We start from the raw sequence: 19313 nt of genomic DNA, 5'->3' as shown, positions 1-19313 counted from the left end.
TCTAGGTGATGGTTTTCAATACCTGATCGACTGATATCGCCTTGACCCACTCGCTGCGCCGCGCCACCGTGATGACGGTGCTGTTGGCGCTGTCGAAGGGAGCCCATTCGGGATTTTTCTTGCGCATCAGTGCCACCACGGGCACATGCACGGCGTTCGCCAGATGCATGATCGACGTTTCCACCGAGATAATCAGGTCGCATTGCGCCAGCATCGCCGGCAGCTGGAAAAAGTTGTCGACGGCACTGAAGGCTTGCGTGCGCGGCAAGTTGTGCGCCTGCACGACGGCATTTACCTTGGCCAGTTCCTGCGGCATGGCATTGATCAGGAAGCAGGCGTTTTGCCATTTGGGCATCGTTTGCATGCGTGCGATCATCTCGGCGATGCGCTCCAGCGGCCAGCTGCGCTTGTGCGATTTGGCGAACGGATTCAGGAGTACGAGCGGACCGTGGCGCGGGGCGAAGCCCCAGGCGCTCAGCTGTTCCCGCGCCTGTTGCAACGCGAACTCGGGGATGTGCACGAAGGGATAGCGCTCGGCCACGGGAATGTCGAGTCCCGTCAATTGACGGAACCAGTCCGCATACACGCTGCTGATATGGTGCTCACCCGCATCCTGTCCCGCATACGAGGCCAGCACGGCATCGATCTTGCGGTAGGCCAGGTAATGCCAGGGGCGCAAGGGGCTGAACGGTTTGCGCGTGCCGATCACCAGCCCGTTCGGGCTGATCTCGCGGGCAAGATCCGCGTACTGCTGTGGCCGTACGTGGGCCAATGATACGACGACAGGATAGTGTTCCGCTTTGGCTTCGCGCAGTGACTCTTCGTACAGCGCGGGGCTGTAGGTCTTGCGGTACACCTTGGCGAACAGGCCCGACTGTTCGACCCAGTCGTACAGCGAATAGGTACGCAAGCCTTCCCATTGCCTGGCGTCGGACGTGCGGCGGACTTCGTCGACCCACAGGTGGATCTGAATATGGGGATAGGCCGCGGCAAAGGCGCGGAAGCCGTTCTGCAGGTAGGTAAAGTCTCCCAGCGCCAGATGGGCGATGAAAAGAATTTTGTCCGACTTTTGTAGAAGTTCGGCGGGAATCAAAGGCGTCATGTATCAGTACGATTTCAGGTATTCATTCGATGGTGTCAAAGCACTTGCTGGGAAAATTGCAGGCGGTGCAGATTGGCATATGCGCCGTTGGCATCCAATAATTGCTGGTGACTGCCGGTTTCCATTATTTTCCCGTGTGACAATACCACGATACGGTCCGCACGTTCAATTGTTGATAGCCTATGAGCAATAACCAGGGTGGTTTTACCTTGCATCAGGTGCTCCAGCGCCGCTTGTACGGCCCGTTCCGCCTCCGTATCCAGTGCCGAGGTGGCTTCATCGAGAATCAGGATGGGCGCATCCTTGTAGATGGCGCGGGCGATCGCCACGCGCTGGCGCTGGCCACCGGACAGGCGCGAGCCGTTGTCGCCCAGGCGCGTTTCCAGGCCTTCTGGCAAGCCATCGATAACGTCAGACAGGAAGGCGGCGGCAGCGGCCGCTTCGACCCGCTGCCGGTCAGGGGATGCATCGCCATACGCGATATTGGCGGCCAGGGTATCGTCGAACAACACCACCTGCTGACTGACCATGGCGATCTGGCTGCGCAAGCTCGTCAGGGAGATGGTGTCGATATTTTGTTCATCTAGCAATATTTCACCACTGCTGGCAGAGTAAAAACCGGGCAGCAGGCTGACCAGGGTCGATTTGCCGCCACCGGACATGCCGACAAAGGCGACCGTTTGTCCTGGCGCGATGCTCAGATCGATGTGTCGCAGGGCCGGCTCCTGATGTCCGGGGTAGGCAAAGCTCACGTCCTTGAATTCGATGTTGCCGTTGCAGCGGCCAGCGAGCGGCTTGCCGCCCGTGCGTTCCGGTGTCTTGTCAATCAGCTGGAAGACTTCCTCGGCGGCGGCCATGCCGCGCTGCAGGGGCCCGTTGACTTCGGCCAGTTGCTTCAAGGGCGTCAGCAGCATCAGCATGGCCGTGATGAAGGAAACAAAACCACCGACCGTGATTTGCCCCTGTTCCGACTGGAGCAGCGCCATCACGATGACCAGGGCCACGGCGGCTGCCGTGATCACTTGGGTGATGGGCACGGTGGCGGAAAAGGTCGTCGTCATGCGCATGCTGTAGCGTCGCAATTGTTCGGCGCGCTCTTCGAAGCGCGCCTTTTCGTAGTCCTGGCCGCCGAAGATCTTGATCACCTGTTGCGCGCGCGTGGTTTCCTCGATGACCTGGGTCAGCTCGGCATTGACGGCCAGCGAGTCGCGGTTGAGTTTTTTCAGGCGCTTGCCCGTGGTGCGCACGACGATGGTCAGCAGAGGCAGCAGCACCAGGGTGACCAGGGTCAGCACCCAGTTCAGGTACAGCAGCCACGCCAGCAGTCCCAGTACGGTCAGCGAGGAGCGCACGATCGAGGTAAACACCTTGGTCACCATCTCAATGATCTGCTGCACTTCAAACATGATGGAATTGATGACTTTGCCAACTGTATGCGTGTTGTAGAAGTCGATGGGCAAGTTCAGCATGCTGGCAAACATCCTGCGCCGCAACTCGTTGAGGATGCGTGTGGAGACATAGCTCATCAGGTAACTGCTGGCAAACGTCGATGCGCCGCGCATGGCAAAGATACCGATGACGATCAGCGGCACCAGCCAGAAGGAAAAATCGACCTTGCCACCGAAGCCATTGTCGAGCAATAACTTGAGCGCATACGGCAACAGTGGCTCCGTGGCGGCCGTGACGACCATTGCCAGCAGAGCCAGGGCCAGATGTTTTTTATACGGCGCGTGCAGCGCGGTGAGGCGCTTCAGGTCGGGCGTGAGCATCGGTATGATTCCTTGCAGGGGATAGCAAAAACGGTCAGACGGAAAACGAATCAGCTCATGCGCTTTTGATGGCGCAGCAGAGACCACAATATCACCATCGGGAAGACCAGCATGATGATGCCGATGTTCAGGGTGAGCGAACTCGTCGTCAGGCCAAAAATCATGTAGCAAGTGCACAGCATCACGCCAGCCAGCGCAAATGGGCGGGCTGCAGCGGCGCTGCGCAGCAGTGCCTGCGCAAACAGGGTCAACGGCAGCAGGAAAAGCAGCAGCAGGGCCAGCAAGCCGAAGATGCCACGCTTGACCAGGGAGTCGATGTAATCGTTATGCGCATTGGTGTAATTCAGGACGATCTCGCTCATTTTTCCTTCGGCCGACAGCTCTTGCTTTGCCTCTAAGTAGCCGTTACGCCCCATGCCTAGCCATATATGGTCATTTGATAAAGTGAGTGCGGTACGCCACATTTCCAGCCTTTGGCCGACGGACGTGCTGACGTTGTCGCTGTCTTCAAATTTTTTCAAATCTTCTACGGCATCTGCCGCTCGCTCAAGCACAGGTGAATTGGGTACTGCGTAAGACAGTACGGCCACGGCCAGTAGCACCGCCACCAGCCCAGTCATATAGTGCTTGCCGCGTGTTCTCGCATAGTGGACGACAAATATGCATCCACAGACGGGCAGCGCCAGCCAGCCGCCGCGGCTGCCGCTGATAACGGAGCCGAAAATTCCGATAAGGCCGCCGGCCAGCACTAATACGCTCCAGGCGATTCGGTGGCGCTGTTTGATGGCCCATTCGAGCCCACATAACGATAACATGCCAAACAGCATGCTGACATTGCCATAGTGAATAGCATTGCTGGTGGCGGCCTGTGGCCGGAAGGGGCTGCTTGGAATGTATTGCGTGGCTGCCAAGGCGGCGCCCGCGATAGCGCCGATTGCCAAACCGCTCCACCACGCCTCAGGCCGCGGTGGATAGGCAATCAGCAGCAGCAGTACGGGTATAGCCAGCAGCGCCCGCAGGGGCATGTCGAGTTCGCGTGCCGGATCGCCGTGGTACACCATATTGGCGGAAAAGATGAGGAAGTACAGCAGCAGGGCGCCGAGCATCAGATAATCCTGGCGTTGCAGATTCAGGCGGGGACGTTTCCATAGCAGGAAGGTGCTGGCGAGCAGAAGGGTCAGGGCTCCGAATGAATATCCGCTATTGACAGCCAGCGCCAATGCCAAGAAAAGAAAAACAGAAACAGAAGTCAGGCCGAGCATGAAAATCCTTGGTAACGCACATCATCGCCATCCTGGCAAATGTAGCAACATAAAGTAGGCATCATTGTAATCGAAGGCACTGGCAGGAACGCCCCTGAGAAATATGCTTCCGTATAGCTATTTAGGCGGTTTCAAGGGCAAAAATGAAAAAAACCATGGTTTTTAGCCATGGTTTTTTTTGTAAGCAATGGTAACTTGCCGTTAATTTGCCAAGGCCGGCAGGCCTGTCATGCGTATCAGGCGCTGGCCGGTACGCGGGTAGCCACGCCGGTGGCGATGGCCGCTTGCGATACGGCAGGCGCGACCCAGCTGCGCAGACGCTCGTCGAACGGCGACGGAATCAGTTGCAGCGGCGTCAGCGCGCTGGTGGTGTGGCCCGGCAACGGTTCTTTTGCCAGCGCGGCGATGGCGCGCACGCAAGCCAGCTTCATCTCTTCGTTGATGGTGGTGGCGCCCACGTCGAGCGCGCCGCGGAAGATGTACGGGAAGCACAGCACGTTGTTGATCTGGTTCGGGTAATCCGAGCGGCCCGTGGCGACGATGGCGTCGTCGCGCACGGCATGCACTTTTTCCGGGGCGATTTCCGGATGGGGGTTGGCCAGGGCGAAAATCAGCGGCTTGGCGGCCATCGATTCGACCATCTGCGCGCTCACCACGCCGCCCTTCGAGACGCCGATGAAGATGTCAGCACCGACCATGGCATCGGCCAGGTCACGGTCGCTCGTGTCATTCGCGTAGCGCGCCTTGTTCTCTTCCATGCTGGCATCGCGGCCCGGGTAGATCACGCCCTGGCTGTCGCATACCTTCAGCAGCGACTTGTTCAGGCCCAGCGAGACGAGCAAGTCGAGGCAGGCGATCGAGGCGGCGCCGGCGCCCGAGACGGCCACTTTCACGTTGCCGATATCCTTGCCCACCAGCTCCAGGCCGTTCAGGATGCCGGCCGCGACGATGATGGCCGTGCCGTGCTGGTCGTCGTGGAAGACGGGAATGTTCATGCGCTTGCGCAATTGCTGCTCGATATAGAAGCAGTCCGGCGCCTTGATGTCTTCCAGGTTGATGCCGCCGAAGGTCGGCTCCATGCGCACCACGGTGTCGATGAACAGGTCGGGATCGTTCTCGGCCAGTTCGATGTCGAACACATCGACGTCGGCAAATTGCTTGAACAGGCAAGCCTTGCCTTCCATGACCGGTTTGCTGGCCAGCGGGCCGATATCGCCCAGGCCCAGCACCGCCGTGCCATTCGTGATCACGGCCACCAGGTTGCTGCGCGAGGTGTAGATGCCGGCCGTGCGCGGATCTTCCACGATGGCTTCGCAGGCGAAGGCCACGCCCGGCGAGTACGCCAGGGTCAGGGCGCGGGCGTCGCCCAGCGGTTTGGTTGGCGTGACGGAAATCTTGCCTGCGCGGGGTTCGGCGTGATAGGCGAGGGCGGCTTCTTTCAGGTTGAAGGTTTCGCCGTTCTGGTCGGCGTGCTTGCTGTGGGAAGTAGACATAAGAATTCTGGGAAGGGCATACAGGGCCCGAGTGGTCAATCCGGGCCATGGTATGCAAGCGTTTGCACGCTGTCAAGGCTGGATTGTGCTTAAGAGTCCCAAAACCGCTTTGGGCAACGGCTTTATTTCAATGCAAGCGTTTGCTCGGTTTTTGACGGAATGGGGAATTTTTACGATAAAATCACGGTATTGCGATCCGGGAAGCCCATGACAAACAAGAACCCCACTTTAAGTGACGTCGCGCGGGCCAGCGGCGTGCACTTTTCCACCGTCTCGCGCGTGATGAACCCGGCAACGCGGCAAATGGTCAGCGCCGAGGTGGCTGCACGCGTGCTTGCCGAGGCGGGCCGGCTCGGCTACCGGCCCAACCGCGCCGCCTCTACGCTCGTCACGCGCAAGTCGCGCATCATCGGCGTGGTCTTGCCCGACATTACCAATGCTGTGTTTCCACCGATTCTGCTGGGCATCGAGGAAGGCTTGCGCAAGCATGGCTACCTGGCCATCGTCGCCAATGTGGGCGCCGATGAGGAAGAGCAGCTGTTCGTCATCAACCGGCTGCTGGGGCAGCAGGTCGATGGCCTGATCCTGGCCACGGCGCGGCGCCACGATCCTGTCATCAAGATGTGCATCGACCAGAATGTGCCTGTCGTCACCGTCAACCGCAGCGACGAGACGGGCGTCGCTTCCTGCGTCGTCAGCGACGACGTGGTCGGCATGCGCCTGGCCGTGGAGCACTTGCTGGCGCTGGGCCACCGCCATATCGCGCACATTGCCGGTCCGGAAAACCTGTCCACGGGCCACGTGCGCCGCCTGGGTTTCCTGGCCGCCATCCAGGCCAGCGAACTCGATCCTTCGCAGGCGTTTGTCTTTGAAAGCAGCGGCTATTCACGCGAATGCGGCAAGGCAGCCCTGCTGGAACTGCTGCGCCAGTCGCCACAGACGACGGCCGTGGTGACAGGCAGCGACCTGGTGGCCATCGGCTGCTACGATGCCATCCGCGAACTGGGCTTGAGCTGCCCGGAAGATATTTCCGTGCTGGGCCACAACGACATGCCTTACATGGACATGATCCGTCCGCCCCTGACCACCATCCGCATCCGCCACCATGGCATCGGCACGGAAGCGGCCCGGCTGATCCTGCAAACCATCGATTCGCCCGATTCCCCCGTGCTCGACGTGCGCCTGAAACCCGAACTGGTGGTGCGTGAATCGACGGCCGCCCCCAAGGGCTGATGCAACGCCTGGGGCCGCGCCGCTGCAAGGTGGTACACTGGCGCCCCTCAACGTATTTTGCCCTCCATCGCCATGACCAAAACCACCACGCCTTCCCCCAAACGCCGCGAAGAGGGCGCCGTCAAGCTGACCGTCAATCCCTTCCTGGACGCCGAGTTTTACGCACGCATGCGCGACTACACGGAGCGCGACGCGGCCATCATCAAGGAATTGAAAGCGATCGCCGAGATCCGCGCCGGCAACAAGCAGCCTGACCCGCGCTTGGCGCCGTCGTTACAAGCACTGCGCGATACCGTCAAGAAAGGCCTGACGTTTGGCGAAATGCTGGACCGTATTGCCGCTGGCAAGGAAAAAGGTCTGTGGGAACCATGGATGACGACCTTCGGCATCGAGATCCGCGCCGTCAACTACGGCGCCGGCCCGCGCAACGCCTGCCTGGTGCTGGACCTGGCCGCGAATGCCCCGGCCCACGCCATGTTTGCCAAGGCCGGCATCCAGAACTGGCGCAGCATGGCCGCCGACGACTGCTCCGTCGTGCGCTCGGAAAAGGCGACGGAAACCACGCCCTTGAAAGTGTATGCCGTGTTTTATCTGGACCCGCTGCCCGCCTGACCCGTCAGACGCTGCTGCTGGCGATATTCGCCAGCAGCGCCACCGCCAGCACGATCAGCATGACGCCAGATAACCGTTCCAGCAGCGGTAGCGCGCGCGCAAAGCGCTGGCGCAGCGTGGCGCTGCCGATCGCCAGCGCCACCGCCATATCCCACGCCAGTACGGCAAAGACCATCCAGGCGCCATACGCCACCATCGCACCGTGGCTCGTCTGCCTGCTGGCCAGCACGGTGGCCAGGCTGACATAGAACAGCGCATTCTTCGGGTTCAGGATGGCGCAGACAAACCCCATCACAACACCGCCGCGCCAGTGCGCCTTGCCGGCGGCAGACACGGCTTCCAGGCTGCCCTTGCCTGCATGGCGCAGGAACAGCCAGCCCAGGTAGAAAAGATAGCCACAACCCGCCAGTTGCACCATAACAAAGGTTTTGCTGTCCGCTTGCAGCACCGACAAGCCGCCAAACGCTGCGACGATAAACACACCATTGGCCAGCGTAATGCCGACACAGGCGCCCACCGCGCCGCGCCAGCCCTGCGCCAGCGCGCTGCGGGCGACGAGGAAAAAATCGGGACCGGGCGACAGCAGGGCCAGGAAGTGGGCGGCGGCGATAAAGAAGAAATCCTGCATGTAAGTCGGCTCCGGCAATGGCGATGCGCGAGTATGCAGGGGCTGGCTACAGCCTGTATTGAAGAAAATTGCAGGCGCTTCAGCCGCGATAGCGCCCTGGGGTGGTGCCCGCATGCGCCTTGAAGACGCGCTGCAGATGGCTCTGATCCGCAAAGCCGAGTTCACAGGCGATATCGGCCAGCGCCACGCCTGCATGCAAGCGATGGCGCGCGCGGTTCACGCTCAGGTTCAGCTGATACGCATGCGGCGTCATGCCGGTGGCGGCACGGAAGGCGCGGATCAGCTGGTAGCGGCTCATGCCAGCCAGTTGCGACAGGTGTTCCAGGCTGGCCGGCGGCTGCCCCTGGAGTCGCTGCAGGACGGGGCGCAGCTGTGCAGGTATGACTGCCATCCCGGAGGGAAGGGGCGTCGTCTCGCTGGCGTTGACGCAAGCGTGCAGGAATGCCAGCAGTGCGGCGTTTTTCGCGTGCGTGCCGGCGCTGGAAAACAGCAGCGCATTCATGCTGCAGAATTGCGCGTACAGGACGGGAGCATGCAGCACGCTGGCGTTGTCCATGCACAGCTGCGGCACCTTGCCCTGTAGCCATACTGCATCGAGATGCAGCATCTGGTAGCTCCAGAGGGTGTCAGGCAGGGGATTGCAGGCGTGTACGCAGCCGGCTGGTACCAGCACCAGGCTGCCGGCGCTGAGAGCGCTCTGGCGGCCATGGCTGCCCGTGAATACGCTGGCGCCCGCGTCGACGGCGCCGATGGAAAATGTGGGATGGCTGTGGGGCTTGTAGCACGCCCGGCTGTGGCAGGCGCGCCGGCTCTCCACATGGGGTAAAAACGGGTCGCGCCAGAAGGAAGCAGTGCCGGGCATGACTACATCAAAATGACGTCGTACTGCTCCTGGTGGTAGGCGTTTTCCACCTGCAGCGAAATCTTCTTGCCGATGAAGTCGCCCAGCATGGCCAGGTGCTGCGATTCTTCCTCCAGGAATAGATCGACCACTTCCTGTGACGCGAGGATGCGGAACTCGCGCGGGTTGAACTGTTTTGCCTCGCGCAACAGTTCGCGCAGGATTTCATAGCAGATCGTGCGAGAGGTCTTGACTTGACCCTTGCCGGCGCAGGCTGGGCACGGTTCGCACAGGATGTGGGCCAGCGACTCGCGCGTGCGCTTGCGCGTCATTTCCACCAGGCCCAGCGGCGAGAAATTGCTCACCGACACCTTGGTGCGGTCGCGCGACAGTGTGCGTTTCAGCTCGGCCAGCACGGCGTTGCGGTGCTCGGCGTTGTCCATGTCGATGAAGTCGAGGATGATGATGCCGCCCAGGTTGCGCAGGCGCAGCTGGCGCGCGATGGCGTGCGCTGCTTCCAGGTTGGTCTTGAAGATGGTGTCGGCAAAATTGCGCCCGCCCACAAAGCCACCCGTGTTGACGTCAATGGTGGTCATCGCTTCCGTCTGGTCGACGATCAGGTAGCCGCCCGATTTCAGGTCGACTCTGCGCCCCAGCGCGCGCAGGATTTCTTCTTCCACGCCATATAAATCGAATAGGGGGCGCTCGCCCGTGTAGTGCTGCAAACGCGTCAGTTCGCTGGGTGTGTAGATTTCCGCGAATTCGCGTAATTTCACATAATTTTCGCGCGAGTCGACCTGGATGGTGGCCGTTTCATCGCCGACGAAGTCGCGCAGCACGCGCTGCGCCAGGCTCAAGTCCTGGTGCAGCAGGCTGGTGGCGGGACGCGTGCGCGCGCCGTGTGTGATGGTGCTCCAGGTCTTGCGCAGGTAGTCGACGTCCGCCTTCAGGTCCGCGTCAGAAGCGTCCTCGGCCATGGTGCGCACGATGTAGCCGCCCTTTTCATCGGGCGGCAGCAGGCTTTGCAGACGCACGCGCAATTGCTCGCGCTCCGCTTCCTTTTCGATTTTCTGCGAGATACCGATGTGCTTGTCTTGCGGCAGGTACACCAGCATGCGCCCGGCGATGGAAATCTGCGTCGACAGGCGCGCCCCCTTGGTGCCGATCGGGTCCTTGATCACCTGAACCGTCAGCACCTGGCCGTCGAACAGGATTTTTTCGATCGGCGCCGGTGTCGCGTTCTGGCCATCGTGGCCGCGCGCTTCCCAGATGTCGGCCACGTGTAAAAAGGCGGCGCGCTCCAGGCCGATGTCGATGAACGCAGATTGCATTCCTGGTAACACCCGCACCACTTTGCCGGAATACACATTGCCAGCCAGGCCGCGCGTGAGCGTGCGCTCGATGTGCAATTCCTGCACGGCGCCCTGCAGGATGAGGGCGACGCGCGTTTCTTGCGGCGTGATATTGATCAGGATGTCTTCGTTCATGGAGGCGGGAAGTGGAGGCAACGAATGACATCATACCCGGGATCAGGGCAGGGGCAAACCCGCCAGCCTTAGCAACTGTGCAGTTTCGTACAGGGGCAGGCCCATGATGCCGGAATGGCTGCCTTCGATATGCTCGACAAACAGCGCTGCGCTGCCCTGGATGCCGTAGCCGCCGGCCTTGTCGTACGGTTCTGGCGTGGCGCAATACGCGGCGATGGCGGCGGGCGTCAACGCGCCGAAGCGCACTTGCGACACCTGCGTGCGCTGCTCGGCGAAGTCCTTGTAGTGCACGGCGATCGAGGTGAGCACCTGGTGCGTGCGGCCCGACAGTTGCTGCAGCATCGCCACGGCTTCAGCCCGGTCGGCCGGTTTGCCGAGGATGACGCCATCGATGGTGACGGTGGTGTCAGCTGCCAGCACGGGGCGCGGGGTCAGGTGGCGGCGGCGCACCAGGTCCCAGGCAAAGGCGGCTTTTTCATTCGACACGCGGGCGACATAGTCGAGCGCCGATTCGCCAGCGAGGACTTCCTCGGTGACGTCGGCGCCGCGCGGGCCGTCGCTGCGCAGCAGCAGCAATTCGAAATCGATGCCGATCTGGCGCAGCAGTTCGCGCCGGCGCGGACTTTTGGAAGCAAGGTAGATCTTGTGATCAGCCGTTTTCATGGGGAGTTCAGACGCGGTGATAGGGGTGGTTTTGCGTGATCGACCAGGCGCGGTACAACTGCTCGGCAAGGATCACGCGCACCACGCCGTGCGGCAGGGTCATGCTGGAAATGCGCAGCATGCCTTCGGCACGCGCCTTGAGTTGCGGATCGAGGCCGTCGGCGCCGCCGATCAGGAAGGCCGTATCACGGCCATCCTGCTGCCACGCCATCAATTGCTGCGACAGGCCGACGCTGGTCAGGTCCTTGCCGCGTTCGTCGAGGGCGATGATGCGCACGCCCTTGGGAAGGACGGCTTCGATGCGTTCGCGTTCCAGCGCCATCGCCGTGGCGGCGGTCTTGCTGCCGGAACGTTCCACCGGCTTGATTTCTTTCAGCACGATGCGCAGTTCCGGCGGCATGCGCTTCGCGTATTCCGCGAAGCCCGTCTCTATCCAGGCCGGCATTTTATGGCCGACTGCAGCGATGATGAGCTGCATCGAGGCTTACGCTTCGACTTTTTTGATACGCTTGATCACGGTTTTTGCCGGTGCCGCGTCGGCTGCCGGCTTGGCCGCGCGTGGGGCGCGCACTTTTTTCTCTGGCAGTGCTTTCAAGGCTTTCACTGCAGCTGCTTCGGTCTTGGTAGGCGCGACTTTCACGGTCTTGCCGACGGCTTTGGAAGCGGCGGCTTTTTTCGCCGGGGCTTTCTTGGCGGCGGTGGCTGCCGTGGCTTTCTTGGCCGGTGTCTTTTTCTCGATCACGGGCGAAGCTTCCACATTGGCCTTGCTCGCTGCCAGATGGCCGCTGACCTTTTTCGGCTCGTCGCCGGCCGCTTTTTTCGGCGCGCGCTTGGCGGCACCCAGCTTGACCGGGGTGTCGCCCCAGATTTCTTCCAGACGGTAGTAAGCGCGGATAGGCGCTTGCATGATGTGAACGATCATGTCGCCCAGATCGACGAGCACCCATTCACCCGTTTCCTCGCCTTCCATGCCGATGATTTGGCCGCCGGCGTCCTTGACCTTGTCGCGTACCGAGGCGGCCAGCGCCTTGGTTTGACGGTTCGAGGTGCCGGAGACGATCGCGATGCGGTCGAACAGGCTGGTCAGGTGACTCGTTTCGAATACGGCGATGTCTTGGCCTTTGACGTCTTCAAGGGCGTCAACGACGAGAGTTTGCAGTTTTTTGATGTCCATTTAGCTTTTGTATAAATTGTGTTGTTCAATATAGTCTAGCACTAGCGGGGAAACAAGCGAGTTTGCCCGATTCCCCCGTTGTAATGCCGCACGTATTTCGGTGGCGGAGATATCCACCGCGAAGTCCTGTGCCAGATAAGTCAGACCGTGCGGCGTGTTGCGGATGCTTTCCAGTGACCCCAGGCGGCGCGAAAATTCTTCGGCGACCACTTGCGGCACTGCGGTGTCATTCAGCGCGAAGCCGGGGCGGGCCGCGACGCAGATATGCGCGTATTCAAATAATTGCTGCCATTCGCGCCAAGTCGCGAGCCGCTGCAGCTGGTCGGCGCCCATCAGGAAAACGATGGAAGCGCGCGCTCCCAGCTCGGCGCGTACCTGGCGCAAGGTATCGATGGTGTAGCTGGCCTGGCCATGTTCGCTGCGCTCGATTTCCTGGCGGTCGACCACGACCGGCAGGGGCAGGCCGGCAAACGCCAGGCTGGCCATCTCGGCGCGCTGCTGGCCGCTGGCGCCCAAGTTACCCTTTTGCCAGGGCGCGCCGGCCGGAATCACGCGCAGTTCATCGGCGTGCAGCAGGCAGGAAAAATGCGTGCCCAGCGCGACATGGCCCATATGCACCGGGTCGTAGCTGCCACCGAGTAGCGCCACGCATGCCGTACCACTTTCCTTCACGCCTGCAGCCAGTCGCGATGCACGAGGAAGTCAGTATACAACGCCGCTTCGGGACTGCCCTCTTCCGGGTGCCAGTCGTAACGCCACTTGACCACGGGCGGCATCGACATCAGGATCGCCTCGGTGCGTCCGCCCGATTGCAGCCCGAACAGGGTGCCGCGGTCGAACACCAGGTTGAACTCGACATAGCGTCCGCGCCGGTAGCATTGGAAATCGCGTTCGCGTTCGCCGTAGGGCGTGTCCTTGCGCCGTGCCAGGATCGGCACATAGGCGTCGATGAAGGCATCGCCGGCGCTGCGCAGCATCGCAAAGCTGTTGTCAAAGCCCAGGGCATTGAAGTCGTCGAAGAAGATGCCACCGGCGCCGCGCGCTTCGCGCCGGTGTTTCAGGTAGAAATAATCGTCGCACCACTGCTTGAACTTCGGATGCAGCTCCGCGCCAAACGGCGCCAGCGCATCATGGCACACCTGGTGAAAGTGCTTCACGTCGCCCGCGTCGCCGTAGTACGGCGTCAGGTCCATGCCGCCGCCGAACCACCATACGGGGGCGCCATCGGCATTCACCGTGCTGAAAAAGCGCACGTTCATGTGCACCGTTGGTGCGTAGGGATTACGCGGATGCAGCACCAGCGACACGCCCATTGCTTCCCATGCCTTGCCACCCAATTCAGGGCGCGCGGCCGCGGCCGATGGCGGCAGTGCGGCGCCGGTGACGTGCGAAAAATTCACGCCGCCACGCTCGAACACATTGCCTTCCTCGATCAGCCGCGAAATGCCGCCACCGCCCTCGGGACGTTGCCAGGTATCGGTCAGAAAAGGCTTGCCATCCTGCGCTTCGAGCGCCTGCACGATACGGCTTTGCAAATCGAGCAAATACGCCTTGACGGCCGAAGGAGAGGGAGTTGACGACATCGCGTGGGCCGACGAGGCCGGAATAAAAAAGTAAGGACGGATTGTACCCTGTAACGGATTTTTGTGATAGCAAAACCGGCGATGGGCTTGCTGTCGAGGATTCAGGGCCTGGTTGGCGGCGCCTTGCCCTGTATCAGCTGCACCTCGAACTGGGGCGCATCCGCGCCCGGCTGGCGGGCACCTTCGACGACGTCCGCGGCGCGCTGCTGCAAGTCCGTGCGTTCGACCGTGTCGGCCGGCTGCGCGGCCGGCGCTGGCTGCTCGCGCTTGAACCACAACTGCCCCGCAACCGCCACGACCATCAGCATCACCAGCGTGGCCGCCACCAGCATCACGTGCAAGGCGCGCGCTGCGCGCCGGCCATACCGGGTCGGCGGTTTGCCGGCGGCGTCGACGATCACGCGTGCCAGTGCCGAGCCATGCGAACGCACGCGCGTTCGCATCGTCTGGTAATCCTGCTGCGACAAGGTGCCCTGTTTCAGCATATGGCGCAAGGCCGCCACGGGCGAGGCGGTCAGGCAGTCGTCCGGCAAGCAGTCATGAAAAGCGTCGCGCTGCCACTGGTTGATCACGTTTTCGTCGTACAGCGTGTCGACCGCCTCGCGGTTCACCTGCTGCAGCGCTGCGGTGGCCAGTTGCCGGCGCTGGTCACCGACGGGCAGCTTGCGCAGCATCTCGAAAAAACGGTCCTCGGGCACCAGTTCCGTGCTCAGTAGCCAAGCCAGCGTCTTGACCTGGTCCGCAGTCATCGCCAGTTCGGGTACATCGATGTCTTCGGCGGCATTGTGCGCTCGCTGCAGTTCGATGATTTGCAGCTCGGCCAGCGTGTCGTCGTATTCGTCACTGTTGATCAGGCCCAGATGCTGGAGTTCGCCGAGCGGCTTGAGGCGCGGATCGCTGCTCATGCTAGCCATCCTGTGACGGCGCCGTAAATCACCGACATCACCAGTATCATGCCCAGCACGATCAAGGCGCCTTTCCATGCCGGCGGGCGCTTGTAAGGAATAATGTCGTGGCCGTGCCGCAGCCTGGCCGCTTGCATGATTTCGCGCGCCAGTTCGCTGCCGTGTGTGCGCACCCGCTCTTCGAGCGCCTCGAACTGCGGCGTCGGCAGGACGCCGTTGACCACCAGCCAGCGCATGGCGATCCATGCTGAATAGAACATGCGGTCGGCTGGCACCGCCGCGTGTGCCGCATCGCGCTGGAACTGGTTCAGCAAATCGAGTTCGTACAGGGCGTCGACCTCGCGGCGGTTGTAGTGCCGCACCCCCTCAGCTGCCAGCGCCTGTTGCCGGGGTGGCAGTCTGGCCACGCGCTTGTCGAAGTCATTTTTGGGCAGCAGATCGGTGAGCAGCAGCCAGCCCAGGGTGCTGACCAGATCGGCGTCCTGCGCCAGTTCCGGCATGTCGACCGGATCCTCGGGCGGGTGCAGGCGCTCATGGGCGGCGGCATTGCGTTCCGAATTGGCCTCGTCCAGTTCCTGTGCGGTGATCAGGCCAAGCTGGTGCAGCTGGCCCAGCGATGCGTGAGGTGGTTCGATATGCATGGACTTACTCTTTTACTTTGGCCTGGCGCAGTTCGCCGGCAAATTGCGGCGTCACCGACCAGCCCTTGCCGGTGCTTTCTTCGCTGCTGCGCTGGAAGGTGAAGTCGCCTTCCAGCATGACCGCCGATCCGCCGTTGAGCATGCTCAGCACGGCGTCATTGCGTTCGATCAGCAGGCGGCAGGAATATACGCCCGGCGAGATTTCCTTGCATGGCGCCAGCGGTTCGATTTCGGCGATTTCGCGCGTGCGCTCCATCGATCGCGTCAGCGAAAACGCTTGCCGTGGCTGGGGCATGATGCGCGCACCATCCATGCCGGCGCGAAACGCTTTTTCCATCGCCTCGCGTCCCAGGGGCTTGGCTTGCTGGGCAAAGTCGCCATCCTGGATGTTGCCAAAGCGCGCCTGGACCAGTAACGGTTGCGCGCCCACATAGCTGATGCGGCTCTTGCTGCCGCTGTCGTCGCGCGCGACGGTATAGGCATAGTCCATCTTCTCGCCATCGAGTGCTATCGTGGCCAGGCAGCCACGGATATTTTGTTTCGAGGCGTAACCCGCTTCTTTCACGTCGTGCAGGCTTGCTTTGCCCGTGCCTTCCGGCGCCGCCTTGTTGAGCATGCGTGTCACGGTGGTGATCGTGTTGGTGGAGTCGCACTCGGGCACAGAATTGCCGCTGAGCAGGTACCAGGCCATGCCGGCCAGTGCCAGCGGCGCGACGATTACCCAGGTCAGGCGCGAACCGGGAAACAAGCCATCGAGTATCACGCCGCGTACCGCCTTTTTATGTTCATCCTGGCGCCCTTGCGCATGCTGGATCACGCGCTTTGCCTCATCACTGCCGCCGGACTCGATGCGCCGGGCCATGGACTTGAATTCTGCGCGCGGCAGCAGTCCCACATGCAGCATCCAGTTCAGCGCCTCGCCCGGCGTGGGCAGCAAAACGTCGCCGGGCAGGTGTGCCAGTGCCCGCTGGTACAGCTCCGGCGTGATCAGCATGTCGTCACGCAGATGATCGAGCGATACGCGATTGAGCACTTCCACCAGCTGCTGCAATATCGACAAACGCAGCGCCAGCTCGTCGCCGCTGAAGTGGCGCGCCACGCTCAAGGACAGGCTTGTCACATCCTCGGACGTAACGATCTGGCGCCGGTACAACCACATCAAGGTGTCGGGTAGCGGCGTACCGATGGCGAGCTGTGGCAAATCGGGATGCGCCAGCGCCTGCTCGCGCTGGCGGCGCGTGAGCAGCTTCAGCAAATGCAGCGCCTCGACAGAAGTATGCGGGGACACAGGTAGATTGCTTGTCATCGGGAGGGGGTTGATCAGGAACCAAGATGATAAACTTTACAATGCAATCTCCTTTCCCTAGCGCACTATTGAATCTGTGCCTGATCCAGTTCTGTCCTGAACTGCGGTATTACTGGCCAGTTCTTGCCATTTCACCGCCTCGCGCCCGATGGGCTGGTCCTGCTGCGCAAAGCCGCCATGCCAGGCAAGGTGGTCTGGCAGCCTAGGGTTCTTTCCGGCCAGGCATAGCTGCTGAACCAGTATCAGGCGAGGCCGGCAGCGAGGATCAGCCAGATCAGGGGACTCAGCGGGGCATCCTTATCGGGTGCGGCAAGGCCGGCAGCAGTGGTCAAGGAGAGGGAAGGGCAATGACAATCAAAATGAAAACGGGCCGGGGCGGATGATTCCGCGCCGGCCCGCCGTGTGATCACTACGGGGTGATCAATGCTTCAAACCGCGCCAGCCGATGTCGCGGCGGTACTGCGCGCCGTCGAAATGGATTTTTTCCACGGTTTCATACGCCTGCTTCTGCGCCATCTTGATGCTGTCGCCCAGGCCCACCACGCACAGCACGCGGCCGCCGTTGGTGACCAGGCGCTCGCCCTCGATGCGGGTGCCCGCATGGAAGGTGACGGAGTCGGCCGTTTCGGCCGGGATGTCGCCGATCGGCGTGCCCTTGACGGGATCGTCCGGGTAGCCGGCGGCAGCCATGACGACGCCGACAGCCGTGCGGCGGTCCCATTCCAGTTCCACCGCGTCGAGCGTGCCGTTCACGGCATGTTCCATGACGGTGACCAGGTCGGTTTTCAGGCGCGCCATGATGGGCTGCGTTTCCGGGTCGCCCATGCGGCAGTTGAATTCCAGGGTCTTCGGCGTGCCCTTGTCGTCGATCATCAGGCCCGCATACAGGAAGCCCGTGAACGTGATGCCATCCTTGGCCATGCCCTGGATGGTCGGCACGATGATCTCGCGCATGACGCGCGCATGCATGGCCGGCGTGACGATCGGTGCCGGCGAGTACGCGCCCATGCCGCCCGTGTTCGGGCCCTGGTCGTGATCCTTCAGGCGTTTATGGTCCTGGCTGGTGGCCAGCGGCAGGATGTTCTTGCCGTCGCACATGACGATGAAGCTGGCTTCTTCGCCGGCGAGGAATTCCTCGATGACGATGCGTGCGCCTGCGTCGCCGAACTGGTTGTCAGACAGCATCATGTCAACTGCCTGATGCGCTTCTTCGAGGGTCATGGCAACGACGACGCCCTTGCCGGCGGCCAGGCCGTCGGCCTTGATGACGATCGGTGCACCCATGGCATCGATGTAGGCATGCGCTGGCGCGACGTCAGAGAACGTCTGGTAGGCGGCTGTCGGGATGCCGTGGCGCTGCATGAAGGCCTTGGCGAAGTCTTTCGACGACTCCAGCTGCGCCGCTTCTTTCGTCGGGCCGAAGATTTTCAGGCCGCGCGAGCGGAACAGGTTGACAATGCCCGCCGCCAGTGGCACTTCCGGACCGACGACCGTGAGGCCGATGTGTTCTTGCTGAACGAAGTCGGCCAGCAATTGCGGATCGCTGATATCGAGATTGACCAGGCGCGCATCGCGCGCGGTGCCGCCGTTGCCCGGCGCGACATACACCATCTGTATGCGTTCGGACTGGGCCAGTTTCCAGGCCAGGGCGTGTTCGCGGCCGCCAGAGCCGACTACCAGAATTTTCATAGGGACCGTTCGTTCAGTGTGGGTTGCAGGGCGGCGGTGCCGCCCTTGTGTGCGAAGTGATTAATTCTCTATCAATGCATTGGTGAAGACTTCCTGGACGTCGTCCAGCAGTTCCAGCGCATCGATCAGTTTTTGCATCTTGATGGCGTCGTCGCCCGCATACACGGTTTCCGTTGCCGGCTTCATGATGACTTCGGCCACTTCGGCCTTGAAGCCGGCCGCTTCCAGCGCTTCCTTGACGGTGGCGAAATCGTGCACGGGGGTCAGCACTTCGAAGCCGCCTTCCTCGTCGGCGATGACGTCGTCGGCACCCGCTTCCAGGGCTGCTTCCATCAGCTTGTCTTCATCGGTGCCCGGCGCGAACAGCAACTGGCCGCAGTGCTGGAACATGAAGGCGACGGAGCCTTCATTGCCCATGTTGCCGCCATTCTTGTTGAAGGCGTTGCGCACTTCGGCCACCGTGCGGACCTTGTTGTCGGTCATGCATTCAACGATGACGGCCGCGCCGCCCACGCCGTAGCCTTCGTAGCGCACTTCTTCGTAGTTGGCGCCATCGACGCCGCCGCTGCCGCGGTTGATTGCGCGCTGGACGTTGTCTTTCGGCATGTTCGCGTCGGCCGCCTTGTCGACCGCCAGGCGCAGGCGCGGATTGGCCGCGATATCGGCGCCGCCCATGCGGGCCGCGACCGTGATTTCCTTGATCAGGCGCGTCCAGATTTTGCCGCGCTTGGCATCGGTGGCAGCCTTTTTATGCTTGATATTGGCCCATTTGCTATGTCCTGCCATGTCGAATCTTCCTTAGACGGGTGTTCAATTGTGGCCGACATTTTAGCATATTGCCCCCCTGCGAAGCGGCATGGCCCCGTCATCAAGCCGACACATTTTGTTGTTAAAGTGACGCGCTTTCATGTTATGCATCATCCCA

The 19313-nt window shown here is 61.7% G+C and carries 18 protein-coding genes and 1 pseudogene; 2 read left to right on the top strand and 17 right to left on the bottom strand.

Going from position 1 to position 19313, the window contains the following annotated elements; translation table 11 throughout:
• Position 1 precedes the first annotated feature (1 nt).
• From CLU92_RS15535 to CLU92_RS15520, 4 genes and pseudogenes are all read right to left on the bottom strand, one after another.
• Entirely contained in the window at positions 2-1102 is a 1101-nt protein-coding gene (locus tag CLU92_RS15535) for a glycosyltransferase family 9 protein (RefSeq protein WP_101482616.1), read from the bottom strand.
• A 35-nt stretch (positions 1103-1137) separates the two neighbouring features.
• Positions 1138-2871 (bottom strand): lipid A export permease/ATP-binding protein MsbA, encoded by a 1734-nt coding sequence (gene msbA / locus CLU92_RS15530; RefSeq protein ID WP_101482615.1) that lies wholly within the window; start codon positions 2869-2871, stop codon positions 1138-1140.
• A 50-nt stretch (positions 2872-2921) separates the two neighbouring features.
• Positions 2922-4133, bottom strand: coding sequence for an O-antigen ligase (locus CLU92_RS15525; protein ID WP_101482614.1), 1212 nt, complete (start codon positions 4131-4133; stop codon positions 2922-2924).
• Between the two features lie 254 nt (positions 4134-4387).
• Positions 4388-5626 (bottom strand): annotated as a pseudogene (locus CLU92_RS15520) (malic enzyme-like NAD(P)-binding protein); the annotation flags it as partial.
• A gap of 207 nt (positions 5627-5833) precedes the next feature.
• Here CLU92_RS15520 and CLU92_RS15515 point away from each other — a divergent pair.
• Both CLU92_RS15515 and CLU92_RS15510 read left to right on the top strand, forming a co-directional pair.
• Complete coding sequence (locus tag CLU92_RS15515) at positions 5834-6859, top strand: LacI family DNA-binding transcriptional regulator (RefSeq protein WP_101482612.1); 1026 nt, start codon at positions 5834-5836, stop codon at positions 6857-6859.
• 72 nt (positions 6860-6931) lie between these two features.
• Complete coding sequence (locus tag CLU92_RS15510) at positions 6932-7471, top strand: hypothetical protein (protein WP_243857947.1); 540 nt, start codon at positions 6932-6934, stop codon at positions 7469-7471.
• Between the two features lie 4 nt (positions 7472-7475).
• On the opposite strand, the gene CLU92_RS15505 is transcribed toward CLU92_RS15510, so the two are convergent.
• The 13 genes from CLU92_RS15505 to CLU92_RS15445 all read right to left on the bottom strand — a co-directional run bounded on the left by CLU92_RS15505 (position 7476) and on the right by CLU92_RS15445 (position 19174).
• Complete coding sequence (locus tag CLU92_RS15505) at positions 7476-8099, bottom strand: LysE family translocator (protein WP_101482610.1); 624 nt, start codon at positions 8097-8099, stop codon at positions 7476-7478.
• Between the two features lie 79 nt (positions 8100-8178).
• Positions 8179-8961, bottom strand: coding sequence for an AraC family transcriptional regulator (locus CLU92_RS15500; protein ID WP_101482609.1), 783 nt, complete (start codon positions 8959-8961; stop codon positions 8179-8181).
• A 2-nt stretch (positions 8962-8963) separates the two neighbouring features.
• The gene (rng, locus tag CLU92_RS15495; protein WP_034747098.1) at positions 8964-10427 is read right to left on the bottom strand and encodes a ribonuclease G; all 1464 of its coding nucleotides are present in this window, start codon (positions 10425-10427) and stop codon (positions 8964-8966) included.
• Between the two features lie 42 nt (positions 10428-10469).
• Positions 10470-11090, bottom strand: a complete 621-nt coding sequence (locus tag CLU92_RS15490) for a nucleoside triphosphate pyrophosphatase (protein WP_101482608.1) — start codon at positions 11088-11090, stop codon at positions 10470-10472.
• Positions 11091-11097: 7 nt separating this feature from the next.
• Positions 11098-11568 (bottom strand): 23S rRNA (pseudouridine(1915)-N(3))-methyltransferase RlmH, encoded by a 471-nt coding sequence (rlmH, locus tag CLU92_RS15485; RefSeq protein ID WP_034747108.1) that lies wholly within the window; start codon positions 11566-11568, stop codon positions 11098-11100.
• Between the two features lie 6 nt (positions 11569-11574).
• A complete protein-coding gene (gene rsfS, locus CLU92_RS15480; protein WP_101482607.1) occupies positions 11575-12264 on the bottom strand; it encodes a ribosome silencing factor in 690 nt (229 codons plus the stop codon).
• Entirely contained in the window at positions 12265-12912 is a 648-nt protein-coding gene (gene nadD / locus CLU92_RS15475) for a nicotinate (nicotinamide) nucleotide adenylyltransferase (RefSeq protein WP_257561095.1), read from the bottom strand.
• 20 nt (positions 12913-12932) lie between these two features.
• Positions 12933-13847 carry an oxygen-dependent coproporphyrinogen oxidase gene (gene hemF / locus CLU92_RS15470; RefSeq protein ID WP_101482605.1) on the bottom strand — a complete coding sequence of 305 codons (915 nt, stop codon included), beginning with the start codon at positions 13845-13847 and terminating at the stop codon, positions 12933-12935.
• A 101-nt stretch (positions 13848-13948) separates the two neighbouring features.
• Positions 13949-14752 carry a hypothetical protein gene (locus CLU92_RS15465; RefSeq protein WP_101482604.1) on the bottom strand — a complete coding sequence of 268 codons (804 nt, stop codon included), beginning with the start codon at positions 14750-14752 and terminating at the stop codon, positions 13949-13951.
• Positions 14749-15393, bottom strand: a complete 645-nt coding sequence (locus tag CLU92_RS15460) for a hypothetical protein (RefSeq protein ID WP_101482603.1) — start codon at positions 15391-15393, stop codon at positions 14749-14751. The genes CLU92_RS15465 and CLU92_RS15460 overlap by 4 nt, the downstream gene beginning before the upstream one ends.
• Before the next feature lie 4 nt (positions 15394-15397).
• Positions 15398-16681: a hypothetical protein gene (locus tag CLU92_RS15455; RefSeq protein WP_143452611.1), complete on the bottom strand. Its 1284-nt coding sequence runs from the start codon at positions 16679-16681 to the stop codon at positions 15398-15400.
• Positions 16682-17119: 438 nt separating this feature from the next.
• On the bottom strand, positions 17120-18388 hold the full coding sequence (purD, locus tag CLU92_RS15450; RefSeq protein ID WP_101482601.1) for a phosphoribosylamine--glycine ligase: 1269 nt from the start codon (positions 18386-18388) through the stop codon (positions 17120-17122).
• Between the two features lie 60 nt (positions 18389-18448).
• Positions 18449-19174 (bottom strand): YebC/PmpR family DNA-binding transcriptional regulator, encoded by a 726-nt coding sequence (locus tag CLU92_RS15445; RefSeq protein ID WP_101482600.1) that lies wholly within the window; start codon positions 19172-19174, stop codon positions 18449-18451.
• Positions 19175-19313 lie beyond the last annotated feature (139 nt).

The sequence above is a fragment of the Janthinobacterium sp. 61 genome, from assembly GCF_002846335.1.
Classification (GTDB): domain Bacteria; phylum Pseudomonadota; class Gammaproteobacteria; order Burkholderiales; family Burkholderiaceae_D; genus Janthinobacterium.
Note: the sequence above shows the minus strand (reverse complement) of the source record. Positions and strands in the feature narration are given on the sequence as shown.